Origin of the sequence: Streptomyces sp. NPDC001137 (assembly GCF_040298885.1) — a bacterium.
In the GTDB taxonomy this organism is placed as follows: Bacteria; Actinomycetota; Actinomycetes; order Streptomycetales; family Streptomycetaceae; genus Streptomyces.
Genome location: NZ_JBEPBA010000008.1, coordinates 58,477 through 84,169 on the forward strand (window position 1 = coordinate 58,477; position 25,693 = coordinate 84,169).

Consider the following 25,693-nt stretch of genomic DNA (forward strand, 5'->3'; position numbering starts at 1 on the left):
GGCCGGCGAGATCCGGCATACGAGAGGTCCGGCGCACGCGATGCGCCCGCCGGACCTCTTCACACAGGGAGCGGGCCGGGCGGCTCAGCTCCTGCCATGGGGCGTCATGTCGTCTTGCGGGCCGTCATGACGCGCTGCACCAGGATGAACGCGCACAGCAGCACACCGGTGGCGATCTTCGTCCACCAGGAGCTGAGCGTCCCCTCGAACTGGATGATGCTCTTGATCAGGCCCAGCACCAGCACTCCGAACAGCGTGCCCACCACATAGCCGGAACCGCCCGTCAGCAAAGTGCCGCCGATGACGACAGCGGCGATCGCGTCGAGTTCCATGCCGGTCGCGTGCAGCGGGTCACCGGACTGGATGTAGAGGGTGAACAGCAGGCCGGCGAGCGCCGAGCAGAAGCCGCTCACCGTGTACACGGCGATCTTCGTGCCGCCCTGCGGGAGGCCCATCAGCAGGGCCGACTGCTCGTTGCCGCCGATGGCGTACACGCGCCGCCCGAAGCGGGTGTAGTGCAGGACGTAGAACGCCACGGCGAGGACGACCAGCGAGACGACCGCGCCGATCGACAGGAAGCCCATCCCCAGCGAGACCTGCGCCTGGGCCATGTCGCTGACCCCGGAGTCGCTGATGGAGATCGACTCCTTGCTGATGACCAGGCACAGGCCGCGGAAGAGGAAGAGGCCGGCGAGGGTCACGATGAAGGGCTGGATCTCGAAGTTGTGGATCACATAGCCCATCAGGAAGCCACCGAGGGCTCCCACCGCCAGCGCGATGGGGATCACCACCAGGAGGGGCAGCCCCTCGCGCTCCACCAGCCAGGCCGTCAGCATCGTGGTGAAGCCGATCATCGAGCCGACGGACAGGTCGATGCCGCCGGACAGGATGACGAAGGTGACACCGACCGCGGCCACCAGCAGATAGCTGTTGTCGATGAACAGGTTCAGGAAGACCTGCGGTTCGGCGAAACCGTAGTACTGGTACCGGGCCAGGCCCCCTCCGTACATCACGAGGAAGAGCAGGGCCGTCGCCGCGACGGGCAGACGCCGGTCGCCCAGCAGACGCTGGGCCTTGGACGGGGTACGGCTGTCCGCGGCCGTAGGACTCTGGGTGGTCGCGCTCATCACGACACCTCCATCTTCGGAGTGGCGTCGGTCGACGCGGCGGTGTCCGCCTCGGTCGCGGCCGGCTTGGCGCCGCCCTTCGCGCCGAACCGGGCGCCGAACCTGGCACCGAAGACCTTGGCGCGGAACTTCGGGGACTGGAGCAGGCAGACGACGATGACGACGGCGGCCTTGAAGACCAGGTTGGTCTGGGTCGGCACACCGATGGTGTAGATCGTGGTCGTCAGGGTCTGGATGACAAGGGCGCCGACCACCGTGCCACCGATGGAGAACCGGCCGCCCAGGAGTGAGGTGCCGCCGATCACCACCGCGAGGATCGCGTCGAGTTCGATCCACAGACCGGCGTTGTTGCCGTCCGCCGCCGAGGTGTTGGAGCTGATCATCAGGCCCGCGATGGCGGCGCACAGCGCGCAGAACACGTACACCATGATCTTGATGCGCCGGGACCTGATGCCCACGAGGCGGCTGGCCTCGGCGTTGCCGCCGACCGACTCGATCAGCAGGCCGAGCGCCGTGCGGCGGGTCAGCGCCACGGTGACGGCCACGACCACGGCCACCACGAAGATGGAGAACGGCAGGGTCAGCCAGTAGCCGCCGCCGATCAGCTTGTACGGGTCGCTGTCGATGGTGATGATCTGGCCGTCGGTGATCAGCTGGGCGACACCGCGTCCGGCGACCATGATGATCAGCGTGGCGATGATCGGCTGGATGCCCATCCGGGCGACCAGGAAGCCGTTCCACAGGCCGCAGACGACCGCGGCCAGCAGGCCGAGCCCCATGGCGAGCAGCACCCCGGACAGGGCGTTCTGGTCGGCCTGGTGGCTGATGTAGGAGCAGGCGAGTGCCCCGGTGATGGCGACCACGGCGCCGACGGAGAGGTCGATGCCGCCGGTGGCGATGACCACGGTCATGCCGACCGCCACCAGGATGAGGGGCGATCCGAACAGCACGATCGAGACGAGGCTGCCGTAGAGGTGGCCGTCCGTCATCTTGACCGAGAAGAAGTCAGGGGTGAAGGGCACGTTGACGAGCAGCAGGAAGACAAGGACCGCGACCGGCCAGAACAGGTGGTGGTGTGTCAGTGCTCGCCATCGGGAGTTGGTGCTCACTGGTGTTCTCCGCTCGCGATGGTCTCCATGATCCGGCTGCTGGTGATCTCCGGCCCGTTGGCGAGCTGCGCCACCAGCCGGCGGTCGCGCAGCACTCCGATGGTGTGACTGAGCCGGAGTACCTCCTCCAGCTCGGCCGCGATGTACAGCACGGACATGCCCTCCTCGGAGAGCGAGACCACGAGTTTCTGGATCTCCGCCTTGGCGCCGACGTCGATGCCGCGCGTCGGCTCGTCCAGGATCAGCAGCTTGGGCTGGGTGATCAGCCAGCGGGCCAGCAGCACCTTCTGCTGGTTGCCGCCGCTGAGCCGGCCGACCCTGGCCTCGGGGTTGGCGGGCCGGATGTCCAGCGCCTTGATGTACTTGGCGACGAGTTCGTCGCGCTGGGCGACCGGGATGGGCCGCGTCCAGCCGCGCGAGGCCTGCAGGGCCAGGATGATGTTCTCCCGCACCGTCAGATCGGGTACCAGGCCCTCGGTCTTGCGGTTCTCGGAGCAGAAGGCGACACCGGCGCCGATCGCGGCGTTCGGGGCGCTCATCGAGACCTGCTTGCCACCGATGGTCACCTTGCCGCTGTCCGGCTGGTCGGCGCCGAAGAGCAGCCGGGCGAGTTCGGTGCGGCCCGAGCCCAGCAGGCCTGCGAGTCCGAGCACCTCGCCCTTCTTGATCTCCAGGTCGAAGGGGGCGATGCCGCCGGTCCTGCCGAGGCCCTCCGCCTTCAGCAGCGTCTCGCCGACGTCGGAGTGCAGCTGCTGGTCGTGCAGTTCCTCCAGCTGGTCCAGGGCCTTGCCGATCATCAGCTGGATCAGCCCGACCTGGTCGAGGTCGGCGACCATGTGCTCGCCGACGAGCGTGCCGTTGCGCAGGACGGTCATCCGGTCGCAGATCTCGTAGATCTGGTCGAGGAAGTGCGACACGAACAGGATCGCCACGCCCTCGTCCTTGAGCCGCCGCATCAGGCGGAACAGCTCCTGGACCTCGTCACGGTCGAGGCTGGACGTCGGCTCGTCCAGGACCAGCACCTTGGTGCCCGATCCCTGGCCGTCGCTGTCGCCGGTGCCCACCGACCGTACGATCGCGACCAGTTGCTGCACGGCCAGCGGGTACGAGGACAGGGGCGCGGTCACGTCGATGTCGAGGCCGAGCCGGTCCACCAGCTCCGCCGCCTCCTTGCGCATCCGCTTCCACTGGATACGGCCCATGCGGGTCGGCTCGCGTCCGATGAAGATGTTCTCCGCCACCGACAGGTTGGGGCAGAGGTTCACCTCCTGGTACACCGTGCTGATGCCGGCCTGCTGCGCCTGCAGCGGGCTGCCGAACAGCACGGACCTGCCGTCCAGGGTGATCGTGCCGCCGTCCAGGGAGTAGACCCCTGTCAGCACCTTGATCAGGGTGGACTTCCCGGCGCCGTTCTCGCCCATCAGTGCGTGGATCTCGCCGGGGAAGAGCCGGAAGTCGACGTCCGACAGAGCCCGTACCCCCGGGAACTCCTTGACTATGCCCGTCATTTCCAGCACGGGCCGCGGCTCTGCCATGGCAGCGCTCCTTGTGGGATTGGTTCACTCCCGCAGGGAGCCCCCTCGGACCGATGGCTCGGTCGGCCGGAGGCTCCCTGCCGGTGGGTGCGGTCGGTCAGTACTTCCGGGTCGGGAGCGCGGCCTTGGCCTGGTCCTGCGTGTAGTCGCCCTCCTTGGTCTTGATCCAGCGCTCGACCTTCTGGCCTTCGTGGACCTTCTTCACGACCTCCATCAGCTGGGGGCCGAGCAGCGGGTTGCACTCGACGATGCCGTTGATCTTGCCCTGGGACATGGCGACGAAGCCGTCGTGGACGCCGTCGACCGAGACGATCAGGATGTCCTTGCCGGGCTTCTTGCCGGCCGCCTCGATCGACTGGATGGCGCCGATGGCCATGTCGTCGTTGTGCGCGAAGAGCACGTTGATGTCCTTGTGGGACTGCAGGAAGGCCGCCATGACCTGCTTGCCGCCGGCCCGGGTGAAGTCACCGCTCTGGCTGACGACGATCTTCCAGTCCTTGTGCTCGGCGTCCATGACCTCCTTGAAGCCCTTGCCGCGCTCGATCGCGGGAGCGGCGCCGGTGGTGCCCTCCAGCTGGGCGATCTTCACCGGGCCCTTGAGGCCGGCCTTGGCGATGACCTTCTCCAGCATCCGGGCGGCGCGACGGCCCTCGTCGGTGAAGTCGGAGCCGACCAGCGTGACGTACAGGGAGCTGTCGGAGGTCTCCACCGAGCGGTCGGTGAGGACCACCGGGATCTTCGCGGCCTTGGCCTCCTTGAGCACCGCGTCCCAGCCGGTGACGACCACCGGCGAGAAGGCGATGACGTCCACCTTCTGCGCGATGTAGCTGCGGATCGCGGAGATCTGGTTCTCCTGCTTCTGCTGGGCGTCGGAGAACTTGAGGTTGATGCCCGCCTCCTTGGCCGCGGACTTCACCGAGGTGGTGTTGGCGGCGCGCCAGCCGCTCTCCGCGCCGACCTGGGAGAAGCCGAGCGAGATCGCCTTGCCGCCGCCTCCGGAGCCGGAGCCGGAGCCGGAGTCGTCCTTCTTGGCGCAGGCGGCCAGTCCACCCGCGGCTGCCACGCCGACCGCCGCGGTGAGGAAGTTCCTTCTGTTGAGCATGTTCTTCTCCTTTGAAGAGCCGGCCCGGGGACGGACCCGCTGGTACTCGAGGGGACCGGCCGCACTACGTCCAGCCTGTCGATCATTGTTCGGTATTTCGACCACACGGAACCGCGTGTGTGGTTGGTCGGTACGTCAGAGAGGTACGCCCTCCGGTTGGACGGCGTGCGGGAAAGTACTGGCCCGGACGACCAGTTGGGGTTCGATGGCGATCCTGCGCGCGGTGGCGGGTGGCCGCCCCTCGATCAGCTCCAGGAGCGTCGCGATGCCGCGCCTTCCCACCGTCGAGAAGTCCTGCCGGACGGTGGTGAGGGGAGGTGCGAAGTACTCCGACTCCGGGATGTCGTCGAAGCCCACGACCGCCACATCCTGGGGGGTCCGGACCCCTGCCTCGCGCAGCGCCCGCAACACCCCCAGCGCCATCTGGTCGTTGGCGACGAAGACGGCGGTCAGCCCCCGGCCCACCCAGCCGGCCAGTTCCTGGCCGGCGCGGTAACCCGACAGCGGACTCCAGTCCCCGCGCAGCAGCACGGGCGGCTCCGCCCCCGCCGCTTCGAGGGTCGCCCGCCAGCCGGCCGCCCGGTCGGCCGCCTCCTGCCACTCCTCGGGCCCGGCAAGGTGCCAGACGTTACGGTGGCCGGCGGCCAGCAGATGGCCCGTGGCCAGCTCGGCCCCGAGGTGCTGGTCCACGCTGACGCTGGGAATCTCCACGCCCTGACCGCTGCCCACGACCACCACCGGGAAGGGGCAGCGCAGTTCGGCCAGTGCGACCACCGCGGACCGCTGCGGGGCGATCGCGACCACTCCTTCCACCCCGCCCTCACTGAGGTGGTCCAGGGCCTCGGACAGCGTCTCCACGGTCAGCTTGCGCAACGTGACCGTCGAGACGAGGTATCCCTCGGCCCGCGCCGCCTCCTCCAGCGCGAACAAGGTGCTGGCCGGTCCGTAGAGGGTGGTGTCGGAGGCCACCACCCCCAGCGTCCGGGTGCGCCGGGTCGCCAGGGCCCGTGCGGAGGAGTTGCGGCGGTAGCCCGTCTCCTCGATCACACGCAGCACCCTGGCCCGTGTCTCGTCCCGCACGTTGGGGTGGTTTCCCAGCACGCGGGACACCGTCTGGTGGGACACGCCCGCCAGGCGTGCCACGTCGGCCATGGTGGGCGGCCGAAGCTGCGCACTGGTCACGGCCGCACCTCCTTGGCGCTCGTCTTCACACAAGTCTCCGGAACGGACCAACAGCACTGGCGGGATCGACTGGTCGGGACACTGCGGGCACGACGCTCATAACTCCCACGCTGACGTTGGACGTTGACCGGTGAATGCGGAGGTCATTGTGAGCGCTAACAAATCACGGCGGTCAAGAGGGCTGCAGGCAGAAGGCTGTCACGGTTGAATAACGCGGCCGTAAAAGGTAGTGCCACAACGCCACCACATCACGCGAAGTTGACGCCGACCAGCAGCGCTGTCCACACCACCACAGGAAGCCGTGCCCGCCCGCGACAGCGACGAGGACAGGCCCGAGGCGGGCCGATGGAGCCGGGAAGGCCCGGCCGGGCGGCCGCTCGGGCATCGTCTCAACCGCCGCCACATCAGGCGCAGTTGACACCGCCCGGCAGTGTTACGTACACCACCACAGGAAACGTTTGCACGTCTCCGACGGTGACGGCCGTGGGGACGGGTTGGAGGTCGTCGGGTCCGAGGTCGGGGTCGAGCCCGAGGCGGGCGGGGGCGTCGAGCCGGAGGAACCGGGGACGGCTGCCGACGGGGTCGACCCGCCGGGGGTCGGGGACGCGTCGTGCTTGCCGTCGGCCGACTTGGACGCCGAGGGCGAGGCGGAGGCGTCCGGGGAGGCCGAGGGCTTGCCGTCGGAGGCACCCCTCACGCCGGCCCGGGGCCCCGCGGAATCGCTCGGCTTCGCCGTCGAGTGCTCGACCTCGGACGCCTCGTTCCCGGCCGCGGACGGGTCGGGCGACGAGGAGAACACCGGTGCGTCCATGCCGAGTTCGGCCAGACTCAGACCACCCGCCGCCAGGACGAAACCCGCGGCGACGAGCAGCGTGCGCTTGCGGCGCCGGCGGTGGAGCGCGGCCTTGCGGTCGCGACGGCTCGCGTCCGTCGCACCGTCCGCGGGGGCAGGACCCCGACGGTCGCCGCGGCCCCGCTCGCGGCGGCGCGCGGCGCGCCCGTGGGGCTCGTCGCTCTCGCCTTCGTCACCGCCGTGATCCTCGTCGTCCAGGTGGGCGGCTTGGTCGTCGGGAGCCACCGGTGCATCATGATCAACGGGAGCGACGGCGTGATCGTAGGGCTCCGGCTCGTAGGCATCCCAATACGCGCGCATCTGCTCGACGCGTGTCCCGCACCCCGGACAGGCAAGGGCGCCGTTGAGGTGCCGTTGGCACGGGTGGCAGTAGTCCATGACGCGGGAAGAGTAAGTTCCCGGAGGGTCACGTTCCTAGGCACGGCTGTGAAGGTTGTGTGGGAAACCGGCCAAATCGGCGCGAGCTCCGGAGTGAACTGGCACACACCGGGGAGGGGCCACCTGGGCAAGAGGCGTCGAAACTGGCGAAACCGTTGGGCGTCCTACCCATTGACACCCCGCTCACACCATCCTTACTGTCTGCCCAGCATTTCGAACATGAGCCGAAATCTCGAACAGCCGAAGGGTAACTTCCGTGCGCATCACCGGAATCAGCACGCACGTGGTCGGGACACCGTGGCGCAACCTGACCTACGTCCTGGTGCACACCGACGAAGGCATCACGGGTGTGGGCGAGACCCGCATGCTGGGTCACACCGACGCGCTGATCGGATACCTGAGAGAGGCCGAACAGAACCATATTCTCGGCTCGGACCCGTTCGCCGTCGAGGACCTGACCCGTCGTATGAAGTACGGCGACTACGGCCGCGCAGGTGAGATCGTGATGTCCGGCATCGCCGTCGTCGAGATGGCCTGCTGGGACATCAAGGGCAAGGCCCTCGGCGTGCCGGTGTGGCAGCTGCTCGGCGGCAAGGTCACCGACAAGGTGAAGGCCTACGCCAACGGGTGGTACACCACCGAGCGGACGCCCGAGGCGTACCACAAGGCCGCTCAGGGCGTCATGGAGCGCGGTTACCGGGCGCTGAAGATCGACCCCTTCGGCACCGGGCACTTCGAGCTCGACCACGAGCAGACCATGTACGCGGTCTCGCTGATCGAGGCCGTCCGGGACGCCATCGGCCCCGAGTCCGAGCTGATGCTGGAGATGCACGGCCGCTTCTCCCCCGCCACCGCCGTCCGGCTGGCCAAGGAGCTCGCGCCCTTCAAGCCCGCCTGGCTGGAGGAGCCGGTGCCGCCGGAGAACCTCAAGGCGCTGGAGAAGGTCGCCGCGAAGGTGGACATGCCGGTGGCCACGGGTGAGCGCATCCACGACCGGATCGAGTTCCGGGAGCTCTTCGAGAGCCAGGCCGTCGACATCATCCAGCCGGACGTCGGCCACATCGGCGGCATCTGGGAGACGCGCAAGCTCGCCGCGACCGCCGAGACCCACTACATGCTGGTCGCCCCGCACAACGTGGGCGGGCCGGTGCTCACCTCCGCCTCGCTCCAGGTCGGCTTCACCTCCCCGAACTTCAAGATCCTCGAGCACTTCAACGACTTCGCGGACGCCGAGATCAAGAAGGTGGTCAAGGGCGCGCCGCAGGTGAACCCGGATGACGGCTGCTTCCACCTCTCCGACGCGCCCGGCCTGGGGGTGGAGCTGGATGTGGACGCCGCGGCCGAGTTCCCCCAGCAGCGGGCGCACTTCGACCTGTGGGCAGAAGGCTGGGAGAAGCGGAACCCGAAGGGCGACCAGTGAGTTCCGCCGCCGTCGTCGTCGACGCCCCGGGCACGTTCCACCTGGCCGAGCACACACCCCGTGACCCCGGTCCGGGCGAGGCGCTGGTACGGGTGCACGCGAGCGGGATCTGCGGCAGCGACCGGGAGGTGTTCCAGGGCAACCGGCCCGAGGGGTACGTGCGCTACCCGCTCACGCCCGGCCACGAGTGGTCCGGAACGGTGGAGCGGGTCGGCGCCGGCGTCACCGAGACGCTCGTCGGCCGCAAGGTGGTCGGCGAGGGCTTCCGGAACTGCCAGGTGTGCGACCGCTGCCACGCGGGTGAGACCACGCTGTGCAGTGCCGGGTACGAGGAGACCGGGTTCACCCAGCCGGGCGCGATGGCGCCCACGCTGACCCTCCCGGCGAGGCTGCTGCACGTGCTGCCCGACGACGCCGACCTGACGGCGGCGGCCCTGCTGGAGCCGGCCGCCTGCATCGCGGCCGCCGCTCTCAAGGCGAACGCGCAGCCGGGCGAGAAGGTCGCCGTGGTCGGCACCGGCACCCTCGGGATGTTCGCGGTGCAGTTCCTGAAGGCCGTCTCGCCGGTGGAGCTGCTGGTCGTCGGCACCCGCCGGGACCGCGAGGCACTGTCGCGGCAGTACGGCGCGACCGACTTCCGCACGAAGGACGAGCCGCTCCCGGACGACTTCGACGTCGTCATCGAGACCGCCGGGTCCGCCGACGCCGCGCGGACCTCCGCCGCTCTGCTGCGACGTGGCGGGCGCCTGGTCCTCACCGGGATCCCGGCGCCGGGTGCGAACGGGCTCGACCCGACGGATCTCGTCGTACGACAGCTGGAGGTGCACTCCGTCTTCGGGGCGCCGCCGGACGCGTGGGCGCACACCGTGCGGGTGTTCGGGGCCGGATTGCTCGATCCGCTGCCGCTGGTCACGCACGAGCTGCCGCTCGCCGAGTTCCCGCAGGCCATCGAGCTCGTCGGGTCCGGTGATCCGAAGGTCGGCAAGGTCCTCCTTCGCCCCTAGCAGTACGCCGGTGCGGGGTGACCTGACGACTCCGCACCGGCGTACACCCAAGCCCCGCACGGTTTGAGCCGCGAACTTCGTCCGAAATTTCGAACACTAAGGACACCTTGTGACCGACGCTTCCGCCCCGGCAGCCCGTCGACCCGGCGAGCAGGCGCTCGCCGCCCTCGGTCTGGGCGCGCCCGACCTCTCCCCTGCCGACGCCTCGCCCCACACCTTCCCGGGCGGCGGCCGCTGGCGCACCGAGATCCCCTCGTGCGAGGGCCCCGAAGCGCTGGCCGTCGTCCTGAAGGAATCCTCGCGGCTCGATGTGCCGATCCACCGGATCAGCCAGGGCAGCGGCGTGTGGATGCTGACCGACGCCGAGATCACCGAGATGGTCGAGGCCACCGGCGAACGCGACATCGAGCTGTGCCTGTTCACCGGCCCGCGCGGCACCTGGGACATCGGCGGTTCCACGCGCACCGACTCGCGGGGGGCCGGTCTGCGCGCCCGCGGGTACGACGCCGTCGCCGGGTGCGTCGAAGATGCCGTCCGTGCCACGGAGTTGGGTGTCAAGTGCCTCCTGGTCGCCGACGAGGGCGTGCTGTGGACGCTGCACCGCGCACGCGTCGCCGGGATCATCCCGGCCGACACCACCCTGAAGGTCTCGGCGCTGATCGGTCCGGTCAACCCTGCCGCGTACGCGGTGTACGAGCAGCTGGGCGGCGACTCCATCAACGTGCCCAGCGATCTGACACTGGATCACCTCACCGAGATCCGGCGGATCTCCGCCGCCCCCATGGACATGTACATCGAGGCCCCCGACGACCTGGGGGGATATGTCCGGATGTACGAGGTCGCCGAGCTGATCAGACGCGGGGCGCCGCTGTACCTGAAGTTCGGGCTGTCCAAGGCACCCGGCATCTACCCGTACGGCAACCACATGCGTGACCTGACGCTCGCCACCGCCAAGGAACGCGTCCGACGCGGCCGCCTGGCCCTCGACCTGCTCGAACGGCACGGAGCCGGCGGCGACATGGCACCCCTCGGGTCGCGCCTGCCCGGCACGCTCAAGCGGTTCGGCACGTCCGTATAACGTTCAAACAACGCCCCTTCACAAAAGAAGACGGGCTCAAACAGAATCCCACATACCACTCGGTCTCCGCACCCGCCGGCCAAGCGTCCTTGCACAGCCAGACCGAGCCTGCCCCACAGACATCAAGGATGATGATCATGCGCACTCGCAGAGCCGCACTCGCCGCCGTCGCCGGAGCCGCTTCCCTCGCCCTGACCCTGTCCGCCTGCGGCCAGAACAGCGAGGGCGGCAGCAAGGAGGACAAGGGCAGCGCCAAGGGCGGCACCATCGGTATCGCGATGCCCACCAAGTCCTCCGAGCGCTGGATCGCCGACGGCAAGAACGTCGTCAAGGACCTGCAGGCCAAGGGCTACAAGACCAAGCTGGTCTACGGCGAGGACGACCCCGACCAGCAGGTCTCGCAGATCGAGAACCTGATCACGCAGGGCGTCAAGGGCCTGATCATCGCGGCCATCGACAACAAGTCGCTGAACAACGTGCTCCAGCAGGCCGCGGACGCCAAGATCCCGGTGATCTCCTACGACCGTCTGATCCTCGGCACGAAGAACGTCGACTACTACGCCTCGTTCGACAACGAGAAGGTCGGCAAGCTCCAGGGCACGTACATCGTGCACAAGCTCGGCCTGGACAGCGGCAAGAAGGGCCCGTTCAACATCGAGCTGTTCGCCGGCTCCAACGACGACAACAACACCAAGTACTTCTTCAACGGCGCGATGAGCGTGCTCCAGCCGTACATCGACAAGAAGCAGCTCGTCGTCAAGTCCAAGCAGACCGCGCTCAACAAGGTCACCACGCTGCGCTGGGACGGTGCCACCGCGCAGAAGCGCATGGAGGACATCCTCACCTCCACGTACACCAGCGGCAAGGTCGACGCGGTCCTGTCGCCGTACGACGGCATCTCCATCGGCATCATCGCCGCCCTGAAGTCGGACGGTTACGGCTCGGCCAGCAAGCCGCTGCCCGTCATCACCGGCCAGGACGCCGAGCTCGCCTCGGTGAAGTCGATCATCGCGGGCCAGCAGACGCAGACCGTCTACAAGGACATCCGCAAGCTGGCCAAGGTCGCCTCGAACATGATCGACGACGTCCTCAACGGCAAGAAGCCCGAGATCAACGACACCAAGTCGTACGGCAACGGTGTCAAGACCGTCCCCGCCTACCTGCTGCAGCCGGTGAGCGTCGACAAGACCAACTACACGAAGGAACTGGTCGACACCGGCTACTACACGGCTGACCAGCTGAAGTAGTCCTCCTGTCGGTGGAGTCGGCCACGCGGCGGAGCCGCATGCCGACACACGGACCGGCCATTCCTACGGATTGAAAGGGCACACCATGGCGGGACCCGTCCTGGAAATGCGCTCGATCGTCAAGACCTTTCCCGGGGTCAAAGCGCTGTCGGACGTCACGCTGACCGTCCGTCAGGGCGAGGTCCACGCCATCTGCGGTGAGAACGGCGCCGGCAAGTCCACCTTGATGAAGGTGCTCTCCGGCGTCCATCCGCACGGCAGCTACGAGGGCGACATCCTCTTCGAGGGTGAGCCCTGCGAGTTCAAGGACATCCGGGCGAGCGAGCAGCGCGGCATCGTGATCATCCATCAGGAGCTGGCGCTCGTGCCGTTCCTGTCGATCGCGGAGAACATCTTCCTCGGCAACGAACACGCCTCGGGCGGGTTCATCGACTGGAACGAGACGCTCAAGCACGCCACGGAGCTGCTGCGCCGGGTGGGTCTGACCGACCACCCGGAGACCCGGATCGCCGACATCGGCGTGGGCAAGCAGCAGCTGGTGGAGATCGCCAAGGCGCTGTCCAAGAAGGTGAAGCTGCTGATCCTCGACGAGCCGACCGCGGCTCTCAACGACGAGGACAGCGGCAAACTCCTCGATCTCATCCTGGAGTTGAAGAAGCAGGGCATCACCTCGATCATCATCTCCCACAAGCTGAACGAGATCCGCCGGGTCGCCGACTCGGTGACGATCATCCGCGACGGCAGGTCCATCGAGACCCTCGATGTGAAGTCCGCGGAGACCACCGAGGACCGCATCATCTCCGGCATGGTCGGCCGCGACCTCGACCACCGCTTCCCCGAACGCACCGCGTACGAGGGCGAGGTGGACGCGGCTCCCGCGCTGGAGATCCGCAACTGGACGGTGCACCACCCGATCGACCAGCAGCGCAAGGTGGTCGACGACGTGTCGATCAACGTGCGGCGCGGGGAGATCGTCGGCATCGCGGGTCTGATGGGCGCGGGCCGCACGGAGCTGGCCATGAGCGTCTTCGGGCGCAGCTACGGCCGGTACGCGGGCGGCACGGTCCTCAAGGACGGCAAGGAGATCCGTACGAAGACCGTCGCGGAGGCGGTCGGACACGGCATCGCGTACGTCACCGAGGACCGCAAGCACTACGGCCTCAACCTCATCGACAACATCAACCGCAACATCTCGCTGACCGCCCTGGGCAAGGTCGCGAGGCGCGGTGTGGTCGACGAGCACGAGGAGCGGAAGGTCTCCGAGCGCTTCCGCAAGTCCATGAACATCAAGGCGCCGACCGTCTTCGAGACGGTGGGCCGGCTCTCCGGCGGCAACCAGCAGAAGGTCGTCCTCAGCAAGTGGATCTTCGCGGGTCCCGAGGTGCTGATCCTGGACGAGCCGACGCGCGGCATCGACGTGGGCGCCAAGTACGAGATCTACACGGTCATCGACCAGCTGGCCGCGGAGGGCAAGGCGGTCGTCTTCATCTCCTCCGAGCTGCCGGAGCTGCTCGGAATGTGCGACCGCATCTACACCATGGCCGCCGGGCGGCTCACGGGTGAGGTCCCGCGGGCCGAGGCCACGCAGGAAGTGCTGATGCGCCAGATGACGAAGGACAAAGAGGTAACCCGATGAGCACGGATGTGACGGACAAGGTCCCGGCCTCGGCGCCGCCCGGGAAGAGCGGGGGGTCGGCCTCCGGCGAGAACCTGCTGCAGCTGATGCTGGGCGGCCTGCGCCGCAACATGCGCCAGTACGGCATGCTGATCGCGCTCGGCCTGATCGTGGTGCTGTTCCAGGTGTGGACCGGCGGCGACCTGCTGCTGCCGCGCAACGTCTCCAACCTGGTGCTGCAGAACAGCTACATCCTGATCCTCGCGATCGGCATGATGCTGGTGATCATCGCGGGTCACATCGATCTGTCGGTCGGTTCGCTGACGGCGTTCGTGGGCGCGTTCGCGGCCGTGCTGACGGTGCAGCACAGTGTGTCGTGGCCCGTCGCGCTGGTGCTGTGCCTGCTGGTGGGCGCGCTCGCGGGCGCCGTCCAGGGGTTCCTGATCGCGTATCTCGGCATACCGTCGTTCATCGTGACCCTCGCGGGCATGCTGCTCTTCCGCGGTCTGACGGAGATCTTCCTCCAGGGCCAGACCCTCGGCCCGTTCCCGAACGGGCTGCAGGACCTCGGCAACGGCTTCCTGCCGGAGGTCGGCCCGAACACCAACTACCACAACCTCACGCTGCTGCTGGGCTTCGTCCTGCTGGCCTTCGTGGTCTACCAGGAGGTCCGCGACCGCAAGCGCCAGCAGGAGTTCTCGCTGGACGTGCTGCCGCGCAACGCCTTCCTGCTGAAGCTGGTCGCGATCGCCGCCGCGGTCCTCGCGGTGACGATGCTGCTCGCCAGCTACCAGGGCGCGCCGATCATCCTGATCGTCCTCGGTGTGCTGGTGGTCGGCTACGGCTATGTCATGCGCAACGCGGTCTTCGGCCGGCACATCTACGCGATCGGCGGCAACCTGCCGGCGGCGAAGCTGTCCGGCGTCAAGGACAAGAAGGTCACCTTCCTTGTCTTCCTGAACATGGGCGTGCTCGCGGCCCTGGCGGGTCTGGTGGTCGCCGCCCGTCTGAACGCGGCCTCTCCGAAGGCGGGCCTGAACTTCGAACTCGAGGCCATCGCCTCGTCGTTCATCGGTGGCGCGTCCATGAGCGGCGGTGTCGGTACCGTCCTCGGCGCGATCATCGGTGGTCTCGTCCTCGGCGTGCTGAACAACGGCATGAACCTCCTCAGTGTCGGCACCGACTGGCAGCAGGTCATCAAGGGCCTCGCCCTGCTGGCCGCGGTCGGGTTCGACGTGTGGAACAAGCGCAAGTCCGGTTCGTAGACCGGAGTGACCGGATCGGGCCCCGCCGTAAGGCGGGGCCCTTCCCATGGGAGGGAGAGGCAGGACCGGTGAAATCGCTCTTCGGCAAGCTGGCCGACGGCACGGAGGTCCACCGCTGGTCGCTGGAGAACGGCGGCACCCGGCTGAAGGTCCTGAACTGGGGCGGGGTCGTCCAGGGTCTGGAGATCCCGGACCGGCACGGCCGCTGCACCAACGTCTCGCTGGGCTTCGACAACATCGACGACTACGTCGCCAAGACCCCGTACTTCGGCGCCCTGATCGGCCGCTACGGCAACCGCATCGCCAAGGGCCGGTTCACCCTGGACGGCAAGACCTACCAGCTGGACGTGAACGACGGCGTCAACAGCCTGCACGGTGGCAAGCAGGGCTTCGACAAGCACATCTGGGACGTCGAGCCGTTCGCCGAGGGCTCCGACGTCGGCCTGGTGCTGCACCACACCAGCATCGACGGCGAGATGGGCTACCCGGGCACCCTCAAGGCGAAGGTGACGTACACCCTCACCCGGCACGGCGACTGGATCATCGACTACGAGGCCACCACCGACAAGGCCACGGTCGTCAACCTCACCAGCCACGTCTACTGGAACCTGGCCGGCGAGGGCAGCGGCACCATCGAGGACCACGAGCTCACCATCGAGGCCTCCCGCTACACGCCCACCGACGCGGGCCTGATCCCCACGGGCGAACTCGCGACGGTGGCCGATACCCCCTTCGACTTCCGCAGGACGAAGACGATCGGCCGCGACATCCGCGACGGCCACGCCCAACAGGTGCAGGCCAAGGGATACGACCACAACTGGGTCCTGGACAAGGGCATCACGTCCGAGCCCGAGCATGTGGCCACCCTGCGCGACCCGCGCTCCGGCCGCACCCTGAAGATCGCCACCGACCAGCCGGGTCTGCAGTTCTACTCCGGCAACTTCCTCGACGGCACGCTCACCGGCACCGGCGGCAGGGCCTACCGCCAGGGTGACGCGCTGTGCCTGGAGACCCAGCACTTCCCGGACTCGCCGAACCACGCGGATTTCCCGTCCACGGTGCTGCGGCCGGGGCAGACGTATCGCACCCGGACGGTGCACACGTTTGGAGCGTGAGCCGTGACGCGGGAAGCGAGGTACCGGTTCCCGAACTCACACCTCTTTCACATGCGTTGAACGACGTCACCCCAGCCTCCGTATCTAAGGGTGGCCCGTGCTCCCCCGCGCGGGCCACCCAAACGCGACGGGCCCGGTCGTCCCTGCCGGGCCCGCCCCATACGGAGGTTCCATGGCCGACAACGTCACCTCGCTGTTCCGCAGCAACGCGGCACACAGCCCGTCGATGGCGGCGCTGACGCGGCAGGGCGGCGACGGGACCGGCCCCGTGGACTTCTGTATCCCCTGCAATCCGTACTTCCCCACCCCGGCCATGTTCGAGGAGATGTCGGCCCGCCTGCGCGACATCGTCACCTACTACCCGAGCAGTGCCGACACGATCACCGCCGAGCTGTGCAACCTGCTGCAACTCCCGCCGCAGTGCGTGGCGATGGGCAACGGCTCGACCGAGCTGATCACCTGGATCGACCATCTGATGGTCCGCGAGTCCCTCGCCATCCCCGTCCCCACCTTCGGCCGCTGGACCGACCAGCCGATGGAGACCGGCAAGCGGGTCGACATGTTCCCGCTGCAGGAGTCCAGCGGCTTCGCCCTGGACCTCGCCAAGTACGCCGAGTTCATCCGGGCCCGCGGCACCCGCGTCGCCGTCATCTGCAATCCGAACAACCCGGACGGCGGCTTTCTGCACCGGCAGTCCCTCGTACAGTTCATGGACGCGATGGCCGACCTGGACCTGATCGTCATCGACGAGTCGTTCCTGGAATTCGCGGACGCCGAGGCCGAACCGTCGGTCGTCCAGGAGGCGATGATCCGCCCGAACGTCGTCGTGCTGCGCAGCCTCGGCAAGAACTTCGGCCTGCACGGCATACGTTTCGGCTACCTGGTCGCCAACCCGGCCCTGGCCGGGCGCGTCCGCTCCATGCTCCCGAAGTGGAACCTCAACTCCTTCGCCGAGTACGTGGTGTTCATGCTCAAGGAGCACGGCGCCGAGTACGCGCAGAGCCTCCACCAGGTGCGCCGCGACCGCCTGGACATGGCCAGCCAGCTCTCCGCCCTCCCCGGCCTCACGGTCTACCCCTCGCAGGGCAACTTCCTCTTCGTGCGCCTCCCCGTGGGCGCCGAAGGCACCGTGGTCCGGGACCGGATGCTCACCGAGCACCGGATCCTGGTCCGCGAGTGCGGCAACAAGATCGGTTCGTCCAGCCGCTTCCTGCGACTCGTGGTGCGCCCCCAGGTGGATGTGCGTCGCCTGGTGTCCGGCCTGGAACAGGTGCTCTACGGGACCAGGAGGGGAGCCGCCGTACCCGAGCTGGGCACCGGGACCAGCTACAGCTCGGGTACGGCGGCCGTGGACCGACTGGTCAGCGCCACCAACGGGGCCGGCATGCCCCTCGCCGCGATGGCCTCCGGCGGTTCGATGGGGGGTGGGGCGCCGATGCCCATGCCGATACCGGCGGCCACGCAGGCCCCGATACCGGCGGCCGCGCAGGCCCCGATACCGGCGGCCGCGCAGGCCCCGATACCGGCGGCCGCGCAGGCCCCGATACCGGCGGTGGCCCAGGCGGCCCCCCAGCCGGTCGGCTACCCCGTCCAGGCGCCGATGCAGCCGGTACCGGCCCCGATGCAGCAACCGGCCCCGGCGCCCGCTCCGGTGCCGGCCCCGACGCCGATGCCCACGCCGGTGCCCGCCCCGGCCCCCGGCCGGACGCCGCCGGGCGTCCCGGCCCGCGGCGGCCTCACGGCGGCCCAGGTACGAGGCACCACGGGCCCCGCCCCGGGCCTCACCCCGGCCCCGGCAACCGGATGGCCGAACGCCCAGAGCTGGCCGAACGCGGCCGGGATGGGACAAGCGGGCTGATCGTCGTAAGGGTGCGGTGCGTGGCCGGGTGCGCACCCGCAGACGAACGACTCCATAGGCCATGGGCCACCCCGTAGTCCAGCTCAGCAAGACGTATTGCCGGCAAAGACGTCGCCGCCCGCGCCGAAGGCGATGCGGTCACCGGACTTCTTGTTGGCGAGCCCGCCGCCGGTGGTCGGGTTGGGGCTTCGGGCGGGACCATGGAATCGAACCCCTTGCGCGTCGATAGCTCTCGCTCGAACCGGGTGTCTCTCAGGTGTGAGAGTTCCGGGGAGCCAATCCCGTTCCCCGGCCGGGCGGCGATCCGTGGGATACAAGTTGGCTCATGATGCCGTTGGAAGAAGCACGGGTTGAGCTGAGACACCTCTTAGGCCGTTGTGCGGACTGGCTGGGCACAGTTGGCGAGGCCTCGGACATCCTTCCGGGGGCCGCGACCGACGACCTGGACTCGGCCGTCGAGCAGATCCGGGCCATGCGGACCCGCGCCCTGTCGACCATGCTCAAGGTGGCACTGCTGGGACGGCAGTCCTCGGGAAAGAGCTTCCTGATCAGCGGGCTCCAAGGTCACCTGGAGTACATCACGATCATCGACGAGGACGGCGAGCCGTCGGACGAATACCTCGGTCTCCTGCCATCGTCGGCAAGCCCGACCACCGCCTGCCCCTCGACGGTCATCCCGGTAGGTGACGATCCTTCGGTCGACGCGACCGGCCGGGGGCTGCTGCGGGTGAAGTTCAAGGGCATCGGCGACTGGGTGGAGATCGGCACGAATCTGCACCGCGCCGAAGTGGCCGGTTACGTGGCGGCTGACGGCAACATCACAGACCGCCGCCCCGAGCACATCAACCATCAGGTCGAGCGGATCGAGCTACTCATCTCCCGGGCCCGTCTGCCGATCGAACTCTTCGACCTGCCCGGCTCGGAGTCCGAGGACGAAGAACGCGACGAGATCTTGTACGAGGCATGGAAGGAGGCGGATTGCTTCATCTACGTGAGTCAGGCCACCGAGGCCCTCACCGCCAACGAACTGCGCCTCATCCGGGACCTGTACGCCCACGCCGCACCGGCGCACAAGCGGGTTTTGTGGGTCCTCTCCGGGATCGACCGGGCCGCACAGCGCGAACACAACCAGGCTGCCTGGAAGAACGTACTGGCCACCAACAACCAGTATCTGCGTGAGCGTTACCTCAGATCCGAAGAATTCATCGGAGAGGGTTTCCTCGCCGTCTCGGCGGCGTTGGAGGCCAAGGCCGAGTACGAGGAGGAGAACGGGAGAGACGGCAGCACGCTCCGACGGCGCAGCCACATGGCAGAGCTGCGCGAACGCCTCCAGGACCTGCTGGAGTCCGGCGCCGGGCACAAACACCTCCGACAGGTCGGCGAAGAGGCGGGCTGGCTCGTCCGGCACAGACGGCGTGCCATCGCCGACATGCTCGGTGCCCACCGCATGGCAGTGGGCAACCTGGAGGCGGAGCGAGACGCCCTCCACAAGCGTCTGGAGGGCATGGACGACTCCCTCGCACGGATGAGGGCCGAACTGACCGACGAACTGCACCGCAGAATCCGTACCGCTCAACGGCCGTTCAGTGGCCTGGCGGACGAACTGCACCGAGGTCTGGACGAGTTGATCGACTCCGGCAACCTGAGCGCCGAGCACGCGAACGAGGTCGACGTCCGCCATGTCCAGGTCTTCAACGCATGGATGACCGCTCCCGAAGGACCCGGCACGCTCTGGGAGCGCGAACGCGAGGCATTCGACGCCAGCGCCCGGCTGATCCTTCGCTCGGAGCTCGGTGAGGACAGCGGATCCCAGCTGGTCACGCCTGAGCCGTTCAACCCCGAGGCTCTCCCGGCACAAACGGACGGGACTCGCCCCTGGACGGCGTACGGCATGGTCCAGACCGCAGCGAACACTCTCGGCGTCGCCAGCCCCATCGCCGGCGGAGCGGTCTGGCTGACGACCAGTCTCAGTCTCGCCACCATCGCGGTCCCGGTGGGAGCGGCCATCCTCGCTGCCATCGGCATCGCCAGAATCACGGACGTTCTCAAGGAGCGGGAATCCAAGATCCAGCAGGCCCGCCAGGAGCGGAAGTCCATGATCGACGAGCAGGCGAAGCAGGCCCGTATCGGCTTCGAGGAGATGGTACTAAGCGAGGGACGGCACCTGATCGACGCCGCCGAGGAGCTCCACCAGCGGCAGCGAGCCCGTCTGCGCGCAACGCTGGACGAGCTGGGGCACCGCATCAACGCGGAGGACACGACGAGGAGTCGCGCGATCGTCGAGCGCCTGACGCCCCTCGACGAAGCGGGCCAGGCTATCTCCACCGACCTCCAGGACCTGCTCGACCGCAGCAGGGCGCACTGACGGTTTCACCGTAGGGCCGAGCCCTTGGAAAGGGACAGCCATCCCGGCAGGTCGACCTCGGCGCGGACGGTCTTGCCGGGTGGCAGCTCGCGGTCCAGTACCTCCCAGCCCTCGGCGAGCGCGTCTACGAGGAGAAGTCCGCGGCCGGTCTCGTCGAGGAGCTCGGTGGCCGGCTGCGCGCGTGGGTGCCGTTCGGCGCGGGTGTCGGTGACCTCGATACGGATGCTGTCCGTGACGAGGGAGAGCCGCAGCTGGAAGTCCCGCCCGGGGACCCGGCCGTGGGTGACGGCGTTGGCCGCGAGCTCGGCGACGATCAGGGCGACGGTATCGGAGGCGTCGCTCCCGTGCGGGATGCCCAGGTGTCCAGCTGGTTCAGGGCGAGGTGCCGGGCGAGGCGGGCGGCGCGGGGAGTGGCGGTCAGACGCTGAGCGAACACACGCACGGTGACCGGGGGTTGGGGGGTGGGGAGGCCTGTCATGGCCCCAATTTGGCGGACGGGGAGGGCAGTTCACCAGGTCGGCGGCGCGTACGCTGCGGGAGCGTACGCGGTGACGGGCTGGACAATACGTGTGACTGCCCGTGACCATGAGTGCGGGAGGTGATCGACAATGGTCGATGGCGCGGTCGGGACGGGTGGCGCGCCGGAGTCTTCCGACAGTCTGCGGACGTTCGGGGCGGTCGTCCAGGCCCTGCGGGAGCACAAGGGGCTGAGCCGGGACATCCAGGACTCCGTGAGCCTGTTGCAGCGGATGCAAGGAGACGTATGAGCACGTCCGAACTGGCCTGGTTCAAGAGCAGCTACAGCAGCGCATCCGGCGATGACTGCATAGAAGTCGCCCTGAACTGGCACAAGTCCAGCTGCTCGAGCAGCGGCGACGGCGACTGCGCAGAGGTAGCCACCTGCCCCACCACCATCCACATCCGCGACTCCAAGAACAAGCAGGGCCCCCAACTCGCCCTCTCCTCCCCCACCTGGGAAGGCTTCCTCACGCACGTCACCGCCCGTCCAGCAGGGCTGGCCCCAACGGCGTGACAGTGTGAGCGCAGGCCGGGTGCTGTGGGGAAAAGGTTCTGCCCGGCCCGGCCGTCAAAGCCAGCCACGTTGTGCTGCTTTGAGGCCCGCCTCGAAGCGACTCGTGGCGCTCAAGCGTTCCATGAGGCTCGCCATCTGCCTGCGGACCGTACGGGCGGACACGCCGAGGCGATGGCCGGCGGCTTCGTCGGTGAGTCCACTGCCCAGCAGCCTCAGCAGTTCCCGGTCGAGGGCGGTGAGGCCTGTTTCGTCGTTCTGGCTGGCGCCCAGCGGAATCGCCATGTTCCAGGCATGCTCGTAGACGGCGACGAGGGACGCCACGGTCGCCGGCTCGGTCGTACACAGAGCACCGGCTCTGGTGTTGTTCGGGTCGAGGGGAATGACCGCGACCCGGCGGTCGAAGATGAGCATGCGGGGCGGTAACACCGGTGCGGTACGCACCTGCCCTCCTTGCTCGGTCATCCACCGGGCGTAGGCATAGGTGGCCGGGTCGTTGCGCACACTGTCCTGATATAGCGTCAGGATCGAGACGCCGCGGTCCAACGCACCTTGGTCAAGAGGCCTGGAGTTTTCCAGGCTCTCCTGCGACTGCGCGCCGCCCGGCATCACCGACAGGCACTCCTGAGTGAGTTCGTGGGCGAGTTCCTCCAGGCGGGCCTGGATGGCGTCCATGCTCAGGAGCCGTTGCGAGACGCCGTCGTCCGCATCGCGACGCAGACTGGCGTACTCGGCCACGGCATCGGTGACCGCGGCCCGCTGCACGGCGAGCTCCTGTTGCCGGCGGGCCAGTTCGCGCTCCTGCTGGAGCAGCAACGAGGTGAGTCCGACTTCGGGGCTGACCGCCCTGAGGCGGCCCGGGATTTCCCGCGACTCTCGGACGAGAGTGACCTGCACCAGTTCGTCGAGCCCCGCGCGCACTCGGTTCTCGGACATTCCGAGCCGGGACTGCAGATCGGCGACACCCAGCAGGGGATCCTCAAGCAACCGTTGATAGATGACCTCAGCGTCCTCGCTCAATCCCAGAACCTGAAGCACGCCCCACTCCCTGTCCCCGTGTTGTGCTCGGCGCACCAATACGTGTGCTTATACCATAAACAAGGGCGCCCGGCCGATCTCCGACAGGTAACGGGAAAGTGAAATCGATCAGCAAAACGCCAAGGATCGGCAAAGAATACCTGCCGGTCACACTCGGAAGATCCAGCAGAGGCTTGAGTCGAGACAGTCGAGACCTAGTTAGGACTGACCTGATCCGTCCACCGGTAAAGCCTTCCGGGCGACCGGCCGCCTCGGAATACTCGTAACCAGTTGGTCGCCGCGAGTCAAGATCTCGGACGATCGAACGGGATCCGGCTCTCAATTCCCGCCGGACACGAATTCCTTCACAAAGGACGGAGAGCCCTGTCATGCTTAAATTCGTTCGCATCCTGAGCATATCCGGCTTCATTGGAATTCTCACGTTCGGCGGTGTCGTCGTGCACGGGGCCGGCAAGGGGACGGACCACACAGCCCTCACCGTCGTGCACGCCTCCGGTGACGACTCCACCGCACCGCAGTCCCCGGGCGACGGCATCGGGTGGGACTAGTCCGCGATGCTCCCCATTCGGGTCATCGTCAGCACCACTGAACCGCCAGGCAGGCTGCAGGCCGACATGTTGCGGGACGCAGCCTGGGCGCACGGGAGCCGCTGCGGCCACCTCGAGCACCTGACCGTCGTGGCCCGCCACACAGGTCTCGATCTGGTCCTTTTCCTCGCATCGGAAACGACGGATTTCGAAGAAGTCGCCGCGCAACTCGCCGACTCCACGTGTGCGAATTTCCGTTGGATCAGCTGCTGGCGGCTCGCCACCATGCTCTGGCCGCGACCTCACCCGGAGACCGGCCACGAAAGCGGACAGTGAAAGTCCGAGACCAGGATTATTCAAAGGGCATGACATGCAATCGAAATCTCCCCCCACAATCGAGGTGCCAGTCCGAAGTCTCCTTCCCGCGGACTCTCCGCGGCTGGCCGGAGAATCCGCGGAGAACATCCGGATGCTGGCCGAACTGGCCGGGCCTTTGCCGCCACTACTCGTGCACAGGCCGACCGGCCGCGTGGTCGACGGCATGCACCGTCTGCGCGCGGCCGAGCTGCGCGGGGACGAGACGATCTTCGTCCAGTACTACGACGGCGACGCCGACGACGCCTTCATCCAGTCCGTCGTCAGTAACGTGCGGCACGGTCTGCCGCTGACCCTGGCCGACCGCAAAGCGGCGGCCGTACGCATCCTGCAGGCCCGTCCCCACTGGTCCGATCGGAAGATCGCTGCCGTGGTCGCCCTGTCGGACAAGACCGTCGCGGCGGTGCGCCGCGCACAGCCCTCCCGAGCGGCCGACACACGCGTGGGCCGGGACGGACGGTCCAGACCCGTCGGCAGGCTGGAGCGACGGGACCACGTCGCCCGGCTGATCACCGAGAATCCGGACGCCTCACTGCGCGAGATAGCCAAGCAGGCAGGTGTCTCCCCGGAGACGGTCCGCACCGTACGCGCACGTCTGGCCGAGCAGCAGGCGCCGGCGTCGCCAGTCGTCGAACGTCTGGCCTGGCGTGCCCAGCGAGATCCTCTGCAGTGTCTTCAGGCACTCGCCCGCGACCCGGCGCTGCGCGCCACCGATCCGGGGCGTGCCCTGCTGCGGGCGCTGCACACCCTGTCCCTGATCGGACGAGGACCCGCGGCATTGATCGAGTTCGTTCCCGGCCATGATCTCGACCTGTTCCGCAGCGTGGCGCAGGCGAACGCCGACGCGTGGCGGGTCCTGGCCGATCTCGCCGACCGCCGCGTTGCGGCGTAGACGGCTGCGTCTGTCCAGGTGCGGAAAGTCCGCAGTCGCGCGCTGCGCCCAGCCGGCAGTGACCACCTCTGCGACTACTGGACACCGATGGAGCCGACCTACCGTCCTGTTCGATCGAGGGCCAAGGAAGCGGCCACGATCGACCGTCCCAGGACGGCCGAAGTTCCCAGCCACAACGATCGGAGTGAGCAGCTATGGCCGAACCGAACTGCGAGGCAGCGACCACCGAAACCGTCCAGGCCGGTACCGCCGACCCGGCGCAGGACGTCACGCTGGAGGAGAAGGAGCGGCAGATCATGAGCACCATCGAGCTGCTGCCGGAGGCCGCGGCCATTCTCACCTACGAGGACTGAGACCCCCCTGGGCCGGGGCGCAGCACGGCCTGCGCCCCGGCCCAGGACCAGACCCACAGGATCGCAGGACGCAGAAGGAGATGGTTTGGCCATGTACCAGTCCTCGAACCCCCGCCCGCAGCGTGTGGCGGGCTGGGGCCAGTTCCGGGTCGGTGACGGCACCACCGTGCTGGCACGTGACAACCGCAGACTGGAACTCAACGGCGGCGGCACGGCGGGCATCACGCCCAAGGTGGTCGCGAAGGTACTCGAGGCCTGCGACGGCTCCCGGGACGTCGACGACGTCGTCGGCCATGTCCTGAACACGCATCCGGGCGTCTCCCCCGGCGCTGTGCGTCGCCTCGTGGACCAGCTGGCGCAGAAGCACATCGTCGTGGACGCGGCGGCTCCGGTGCCGGCCGGCCTGACGGCCGACGAACTCGCTTCGTACCGCAGGCACATCGCCTACTACTCGGACTTCGAGACGGAGACCACGAGCAGGTACGACTACCTCGCCCGCCTCAAGCGCGCCAAAGTGGTCATCATCGGTCTGGGCGGCGCCGGAAGCCTGATGGCGGCGTCGCTGGCTTCGTCCGGGGTACGGCGGATCGTCGGCATCGACGGAGACATCGTCGAGGAGACCAACCTGCACCGTCAGCTCTTCTACCTGCCCGAGGACGTCGACCGCTACAAGGCCGATGCGCTGGCGGAACGGCTCACCCAACGGCTTCCGGACCTGGCGTTCACCGCAGTGTCGAAGTACGTCATGAATGGTCAGGATCTCGAAGAGCACATCGAAGGCGCCAATCTGGTGATCCACATGGGCGACTTCCCGCCGCGTCAGTCGCGCGTGACCACCACCGAGGCATGCCTGAAAGCGGGCATTCCATCCCTGCACTTCTTCAACACCTGGTGCGGTCCGTTGTGTCTGCCGGGCGAGAGCGCCTGCTTCGGCTGTTACGAGCAGGCGGCCAATCAGGTGCACGCGGGATTCGAGCAGATCTCGGCGAGCATCGACGCCAAGGGGCCGTACAGCCCGCGCACACGCCCCGGAGTCAACCTGTGGATGATGGGGATCGCCACCTCCGAGGCTGTGGGCTTTCTCAGCGGGACCCGTCGGCCTGCAACCGTTGACGGCATGATCGCCGTCGATCCGGTCGCGGGGCAGTCGCAGCGCATCCCCCTGCAGCGCAGCCCGGTGTGCCGGCTCTGCAGTCCATCGGCGCATCTGCAGGAGTCCCGATGA

21 protein-coding genes and 3 pseudogenes are annotated in these 25,693 nt (G+C 68.0%); 16 read left to right on the top strand and 8 right to left on the bottom strand.

What is annotated here, in order from left to right; translation table 11 throughout:
* Positions 1 to 104: 104 nt before the first annotated feature.
* The 6 genes from yjfF to ABT254_RS17670 all read right to left on the bottom strand — a co-directional run bounded on the left by yjfF (position 105) and on the right by ABT254_RS17670 (position 7,286).
* On the bottom strand, positions 105 to 1,127 hold the full coding sequence (gene yjfF, locus ABT254_RS17645; protein WP_351470323.1) for a galactofuranose ABC transporter, permease protein YjfF: 1,023 nt from the start codon (positions 1,125 to 1,127) through the stop codon (positions 105 to 107).
* A complete protein-coding gene (locus tag ABT254_RS17650) occupies positions 1,127 to 2,236 on the bottom strand; it encodes an ABC transporter permease (RefSeq protein WP_351470326.1) in 1,110 nt (369 codons plus the stop codon). Before ABT254_RS17650 ends, yjfF begins: the two co-directional genes overlap by 1 nt.
* Positions 2,233 to 3,771: a sugar ABC transporter ATP-binding protein gene (locus ABT254_RS17655; RefSeq protein WP_351470329.1), complete on the bottom strand. Its 1,539-nt coding sequence runs from the start codon at positions 3,769 to 3,771 to the stop codon at positions 2,233 to 2,235. The genes ABT254_RS17650 and ABT254_RS17655 overlap by 4 nt, the downstream gene beginning before the upstream one ends.
* A 97-nt stretch (positions 3,772 to 3,868) precedes the next feature.
* Positions 3,869 to 4,873 (bottom strand): ABC transporter substrate-binding protein, encoded by a 1,005-nt coding sequence (locus ABT254_RS17660; RefSeq protein ID WP_351470332.1) that lies wholly within the window; start codon positions 4,871 to 4,873, stop codon positions 3,869 to 3,871.
* Positions 4,874 to 5,008: 135 nt separating this feature from the next.
* Positions 5,009 to 6,055 carry a LacI family DNA-binding transcriptional regulator gene (locus ABT254_RS17665; RefSeq protein ID WP_351470334.1) on the bottom strand — a complete coding sequence of 349 codons (1,047 nt, stop codon included), beginning with the start codon at positions 6,053 to 6,055 and terminating at the stop codon, positions 5,009 to 5,011.
* A gap of 433 nt (positions 6,056 to 6,488) precedes the next feature.
* Positions 6,489 to 7,286: an SCO2400 family protein gene (locus tag ABT254_RS17670; protein ID WP_450751239.1), complete on the bottom strand. Its 798-nt coding sequence runs from the start codon at positions 7,284 to 7,286 to the stop codon at positions 6,489 to 6,491.
* Positions 7,287 to 7,542: 256 nt separating this feature from the next.
* Between ABT254_RS17670 and ABT254_RS17675 the strand changes: the two genes are divergently transcribed.
* From ABT254_RS17675 to ABT254_RS17715, 9 genes and pseudogenes are all read left to right on the top strand, one after another.
* Positions 7,543 to 8,706, top strand: coding sequence for a mandelate racemase/muconate lactonizing enzyme family protein (locus tag ABT254_RS17675; RefSeq protein WP_351470340.1), 1,164 nt, complete (start codon positions 7,543 to 7,545; stop codon positions 8,704 to 8,706).
* Complete coding sequence (locus ABT254_RS17680) at positions 8,703 to 9,710, top strand: zinc-dependent alcohol dehydrogenase (RefSeq protein WP_502971993.1); 1,008 nt, start codon at positions 8,703 to 8,705, stop codon at positions 9,708 to 9,710. Before ABT254_RS17675 ends, ABT254_RS17680 begins: the two co-directional genes overlap by 4 nt.
* 109 nt (positions 9,711 to 9,819) lie before the next feature.
* Positions 9,820 to 10,788, top strand: coding sequence for a glycosyltransferase family protein (locus ABT254_RS17685; RefSeq protein WP_351470343.1), 969 nt, complete (start codon positions 9,820 to 9,822; stop codon positions 10,786 to 10,788).
* Positions 10,789 to 10,925: 137 nt separating this feature from the next.
* The gene (gene chvE, locus ABT254_RS17690) at positions 10,926 to 12,035 is read left to right on the top strand and encodes a multiple monosaccharide ABC transporter substrate-binding protein (protein WP_351470346.1); all 1,110 of its coding nucleotides are present in this window, start codon (positions 10,926 to 10,928) and stop codon (positions 12,033 to 12,035) included.
* A gap of 85 nt (positions 12,036 to 12,120) precedes the next feature.
* On the top strand, positions 12,121 to 13,671 hold the full coding sequence (gene mmsA / locus ABT254_RS17695; protein ID WP_351470349.1) for a multiple monosaccharide ABC transporter ATP-binding protein: 1,551 nt from the start codon (positions 12,121 to 12,123) through the stop codon (positions 13,669 to 13,671).
* Positions 13,668 to 14,915 (top strand): multiple monosaccharide ABC transporter permease, encoded by a 1,248-nt coding sequence (gene mmsB, locus ABT254_RS17700; RefSeq protein ID WP_351470352.1) that lies wholly within the window; start codon positions 13,668 to 13,670, stop codon positions 14,913 to 14,915. Before mmsA ends, mmsB begins: the two co-directional genes overlap by 4 nt.
* 53 nt (positions 14,916 to 14,968) lie before the next feature.
* A pseudogene (locus ABT254_RS17705) lies at positions 14,969 to 16,030 on the top strand (aldose epimerase family protein); the annotation flags it as partial.
* 172 nt (positions 16,031 to 16,202) lie between these two features.
* Entirely contained in the window at positions 16,203 to 17,888 is a 1,686-nt protein-coding gene (locus tag ABT254_RS17710; RefSeq protein WP_351470355.1) for a pyridoxal phosphate-dependent aminotransferase, read from the top strand.
* A gap of 325 nt (positions 17,889 to 18,213) precedes the next feature.
* On the top strand, positions 18,214 to 20,253 hold the full coding sequence (locus tag ABT254_RS17715) for a dynamin family protein (RefSeq protein ID WP_351470358.1): 2,040 nt from the start codon (positions 18,214 to 18,216) through the stop codon (positions 20,251 to 20,253).
* A 5-nt stretch (positions 20,254 to 20,258) separates the two neighbouring features.
* Here ABT254_RS17715 and ABT254_RS17720 read toward each other — a convergent pair.
* Positions 20,259 to 20,731: pseudogene (locus tag ABT254_RS17720) on the bottom strand (ATP-binding protein).
* Between the two features lie 130 nt (positions 20,732 to 20,861).
* Here ABT254_RS17720 and ABT254_RS17725 point away from each other — a divergent pair.
* Positions 20,862 to 20,972, top strand: a pseudogene (locus ABT254_RS17725) (transcriptional regulator); the annotation flags it as partial.
* A gap of 44 nt (positions 20,973 to 21,016) precedes the next feature.
* Positions 21,017 to 21,286: a DUF397 domain-containing protein gene (locus ABT254_RS17730; protein ID WP_351470361.1), complete on the top strand. Its 270-nt coding sequence runs from the start codon at positions 21,017 to 21,019 to the stop codon at positions 21,284 to 21,286.
* A 54-nt stretch (positions 21,287 to 21,340) separates the two neighbouring features.
* Here the strand turns inward: ABT254_RS17730 and ABT254_RS17735 are convergent, their stop codons facing one another.
* Complete coding sequence (locus ABT254_RS17735; RefSeq protein WP_351470364.1) at positions 21,341 to 22,321, bottom strand: helix-turn-helix transcriptional regulator; 981 nt, start codon at positions 22,319 to 22,321, stop codon at positions 21,341 to 21,343.
* A 368-nt stretch (positions 22,322 to 22,689) separates the two neighbouring features.
* On the opposite strand from ABT254_RS17735, the gene ABT254_RS17740 reads away from it, so the two are divergent.
* From ABT254_RS17740 to ABT254_RS17760, 5 genes are all read left to right on the top strand, one after another.
* Positions 22,690 to 22,869, top strand: coding sequence for a hypothetical protein (locus tag ABT254_RS17740; protein ID WP_351470367.1), 180 nt, complete (start codon positions 22,690 to 22,692; stop codon positions 22,867 to 22,869).
* A 6-nt stretch (positions 22,870 to 22,875) separates the two neighbouring features.
* The gene (locus ABT254_RS17745; RefSeq protein ID WP_351470370.1) at positions 22,876 to 23,184 is read left to right on the top strand and encodes a hypothetical protein; all 309 of its coding nucleotides are present in this window, start codon (positions 22,876 to 22,878) and stop codon (positions 23,182 to 23,184) included.
* Positions 23,185 to 23,248: 64 nt separating this feature from the next.
* Complete coding sequence (locus tag ABT254_RS17750) at positions 23,249 to 24,115, top strand: ParB/RepB/Spo0J family partition protein (protein WP_351470373.1); 867 nt, start codon at positions 23,249 to 23,251, stop codon at positions 24,113 to 24,115.
* 194 nt (positions 24,116 to 24,309) lie between these two features.
* Positions 24,310 to 24,468, top strand: a complete 159-nt coding sequence (locus ABT254_RS17755) for a hypothetical protein (protein ID WP_351470376.1) — start codon at positions 24,310 to 24,312, stop codon at positions 24,466 to 24,468.
* Between the two features lie 91 nt (positions 24,469 to 24,559).
* Complete coding sequence (locus ABT254_RS17760; RefSeq protein WP_351470379.1) at positions 24,560 to 25,693, top strand: HesA/MoeB/ThiF family protein; 1,134 nt, start codon at positions 24,560 to 24,562, stop codon at positions 25,691 to 25,693.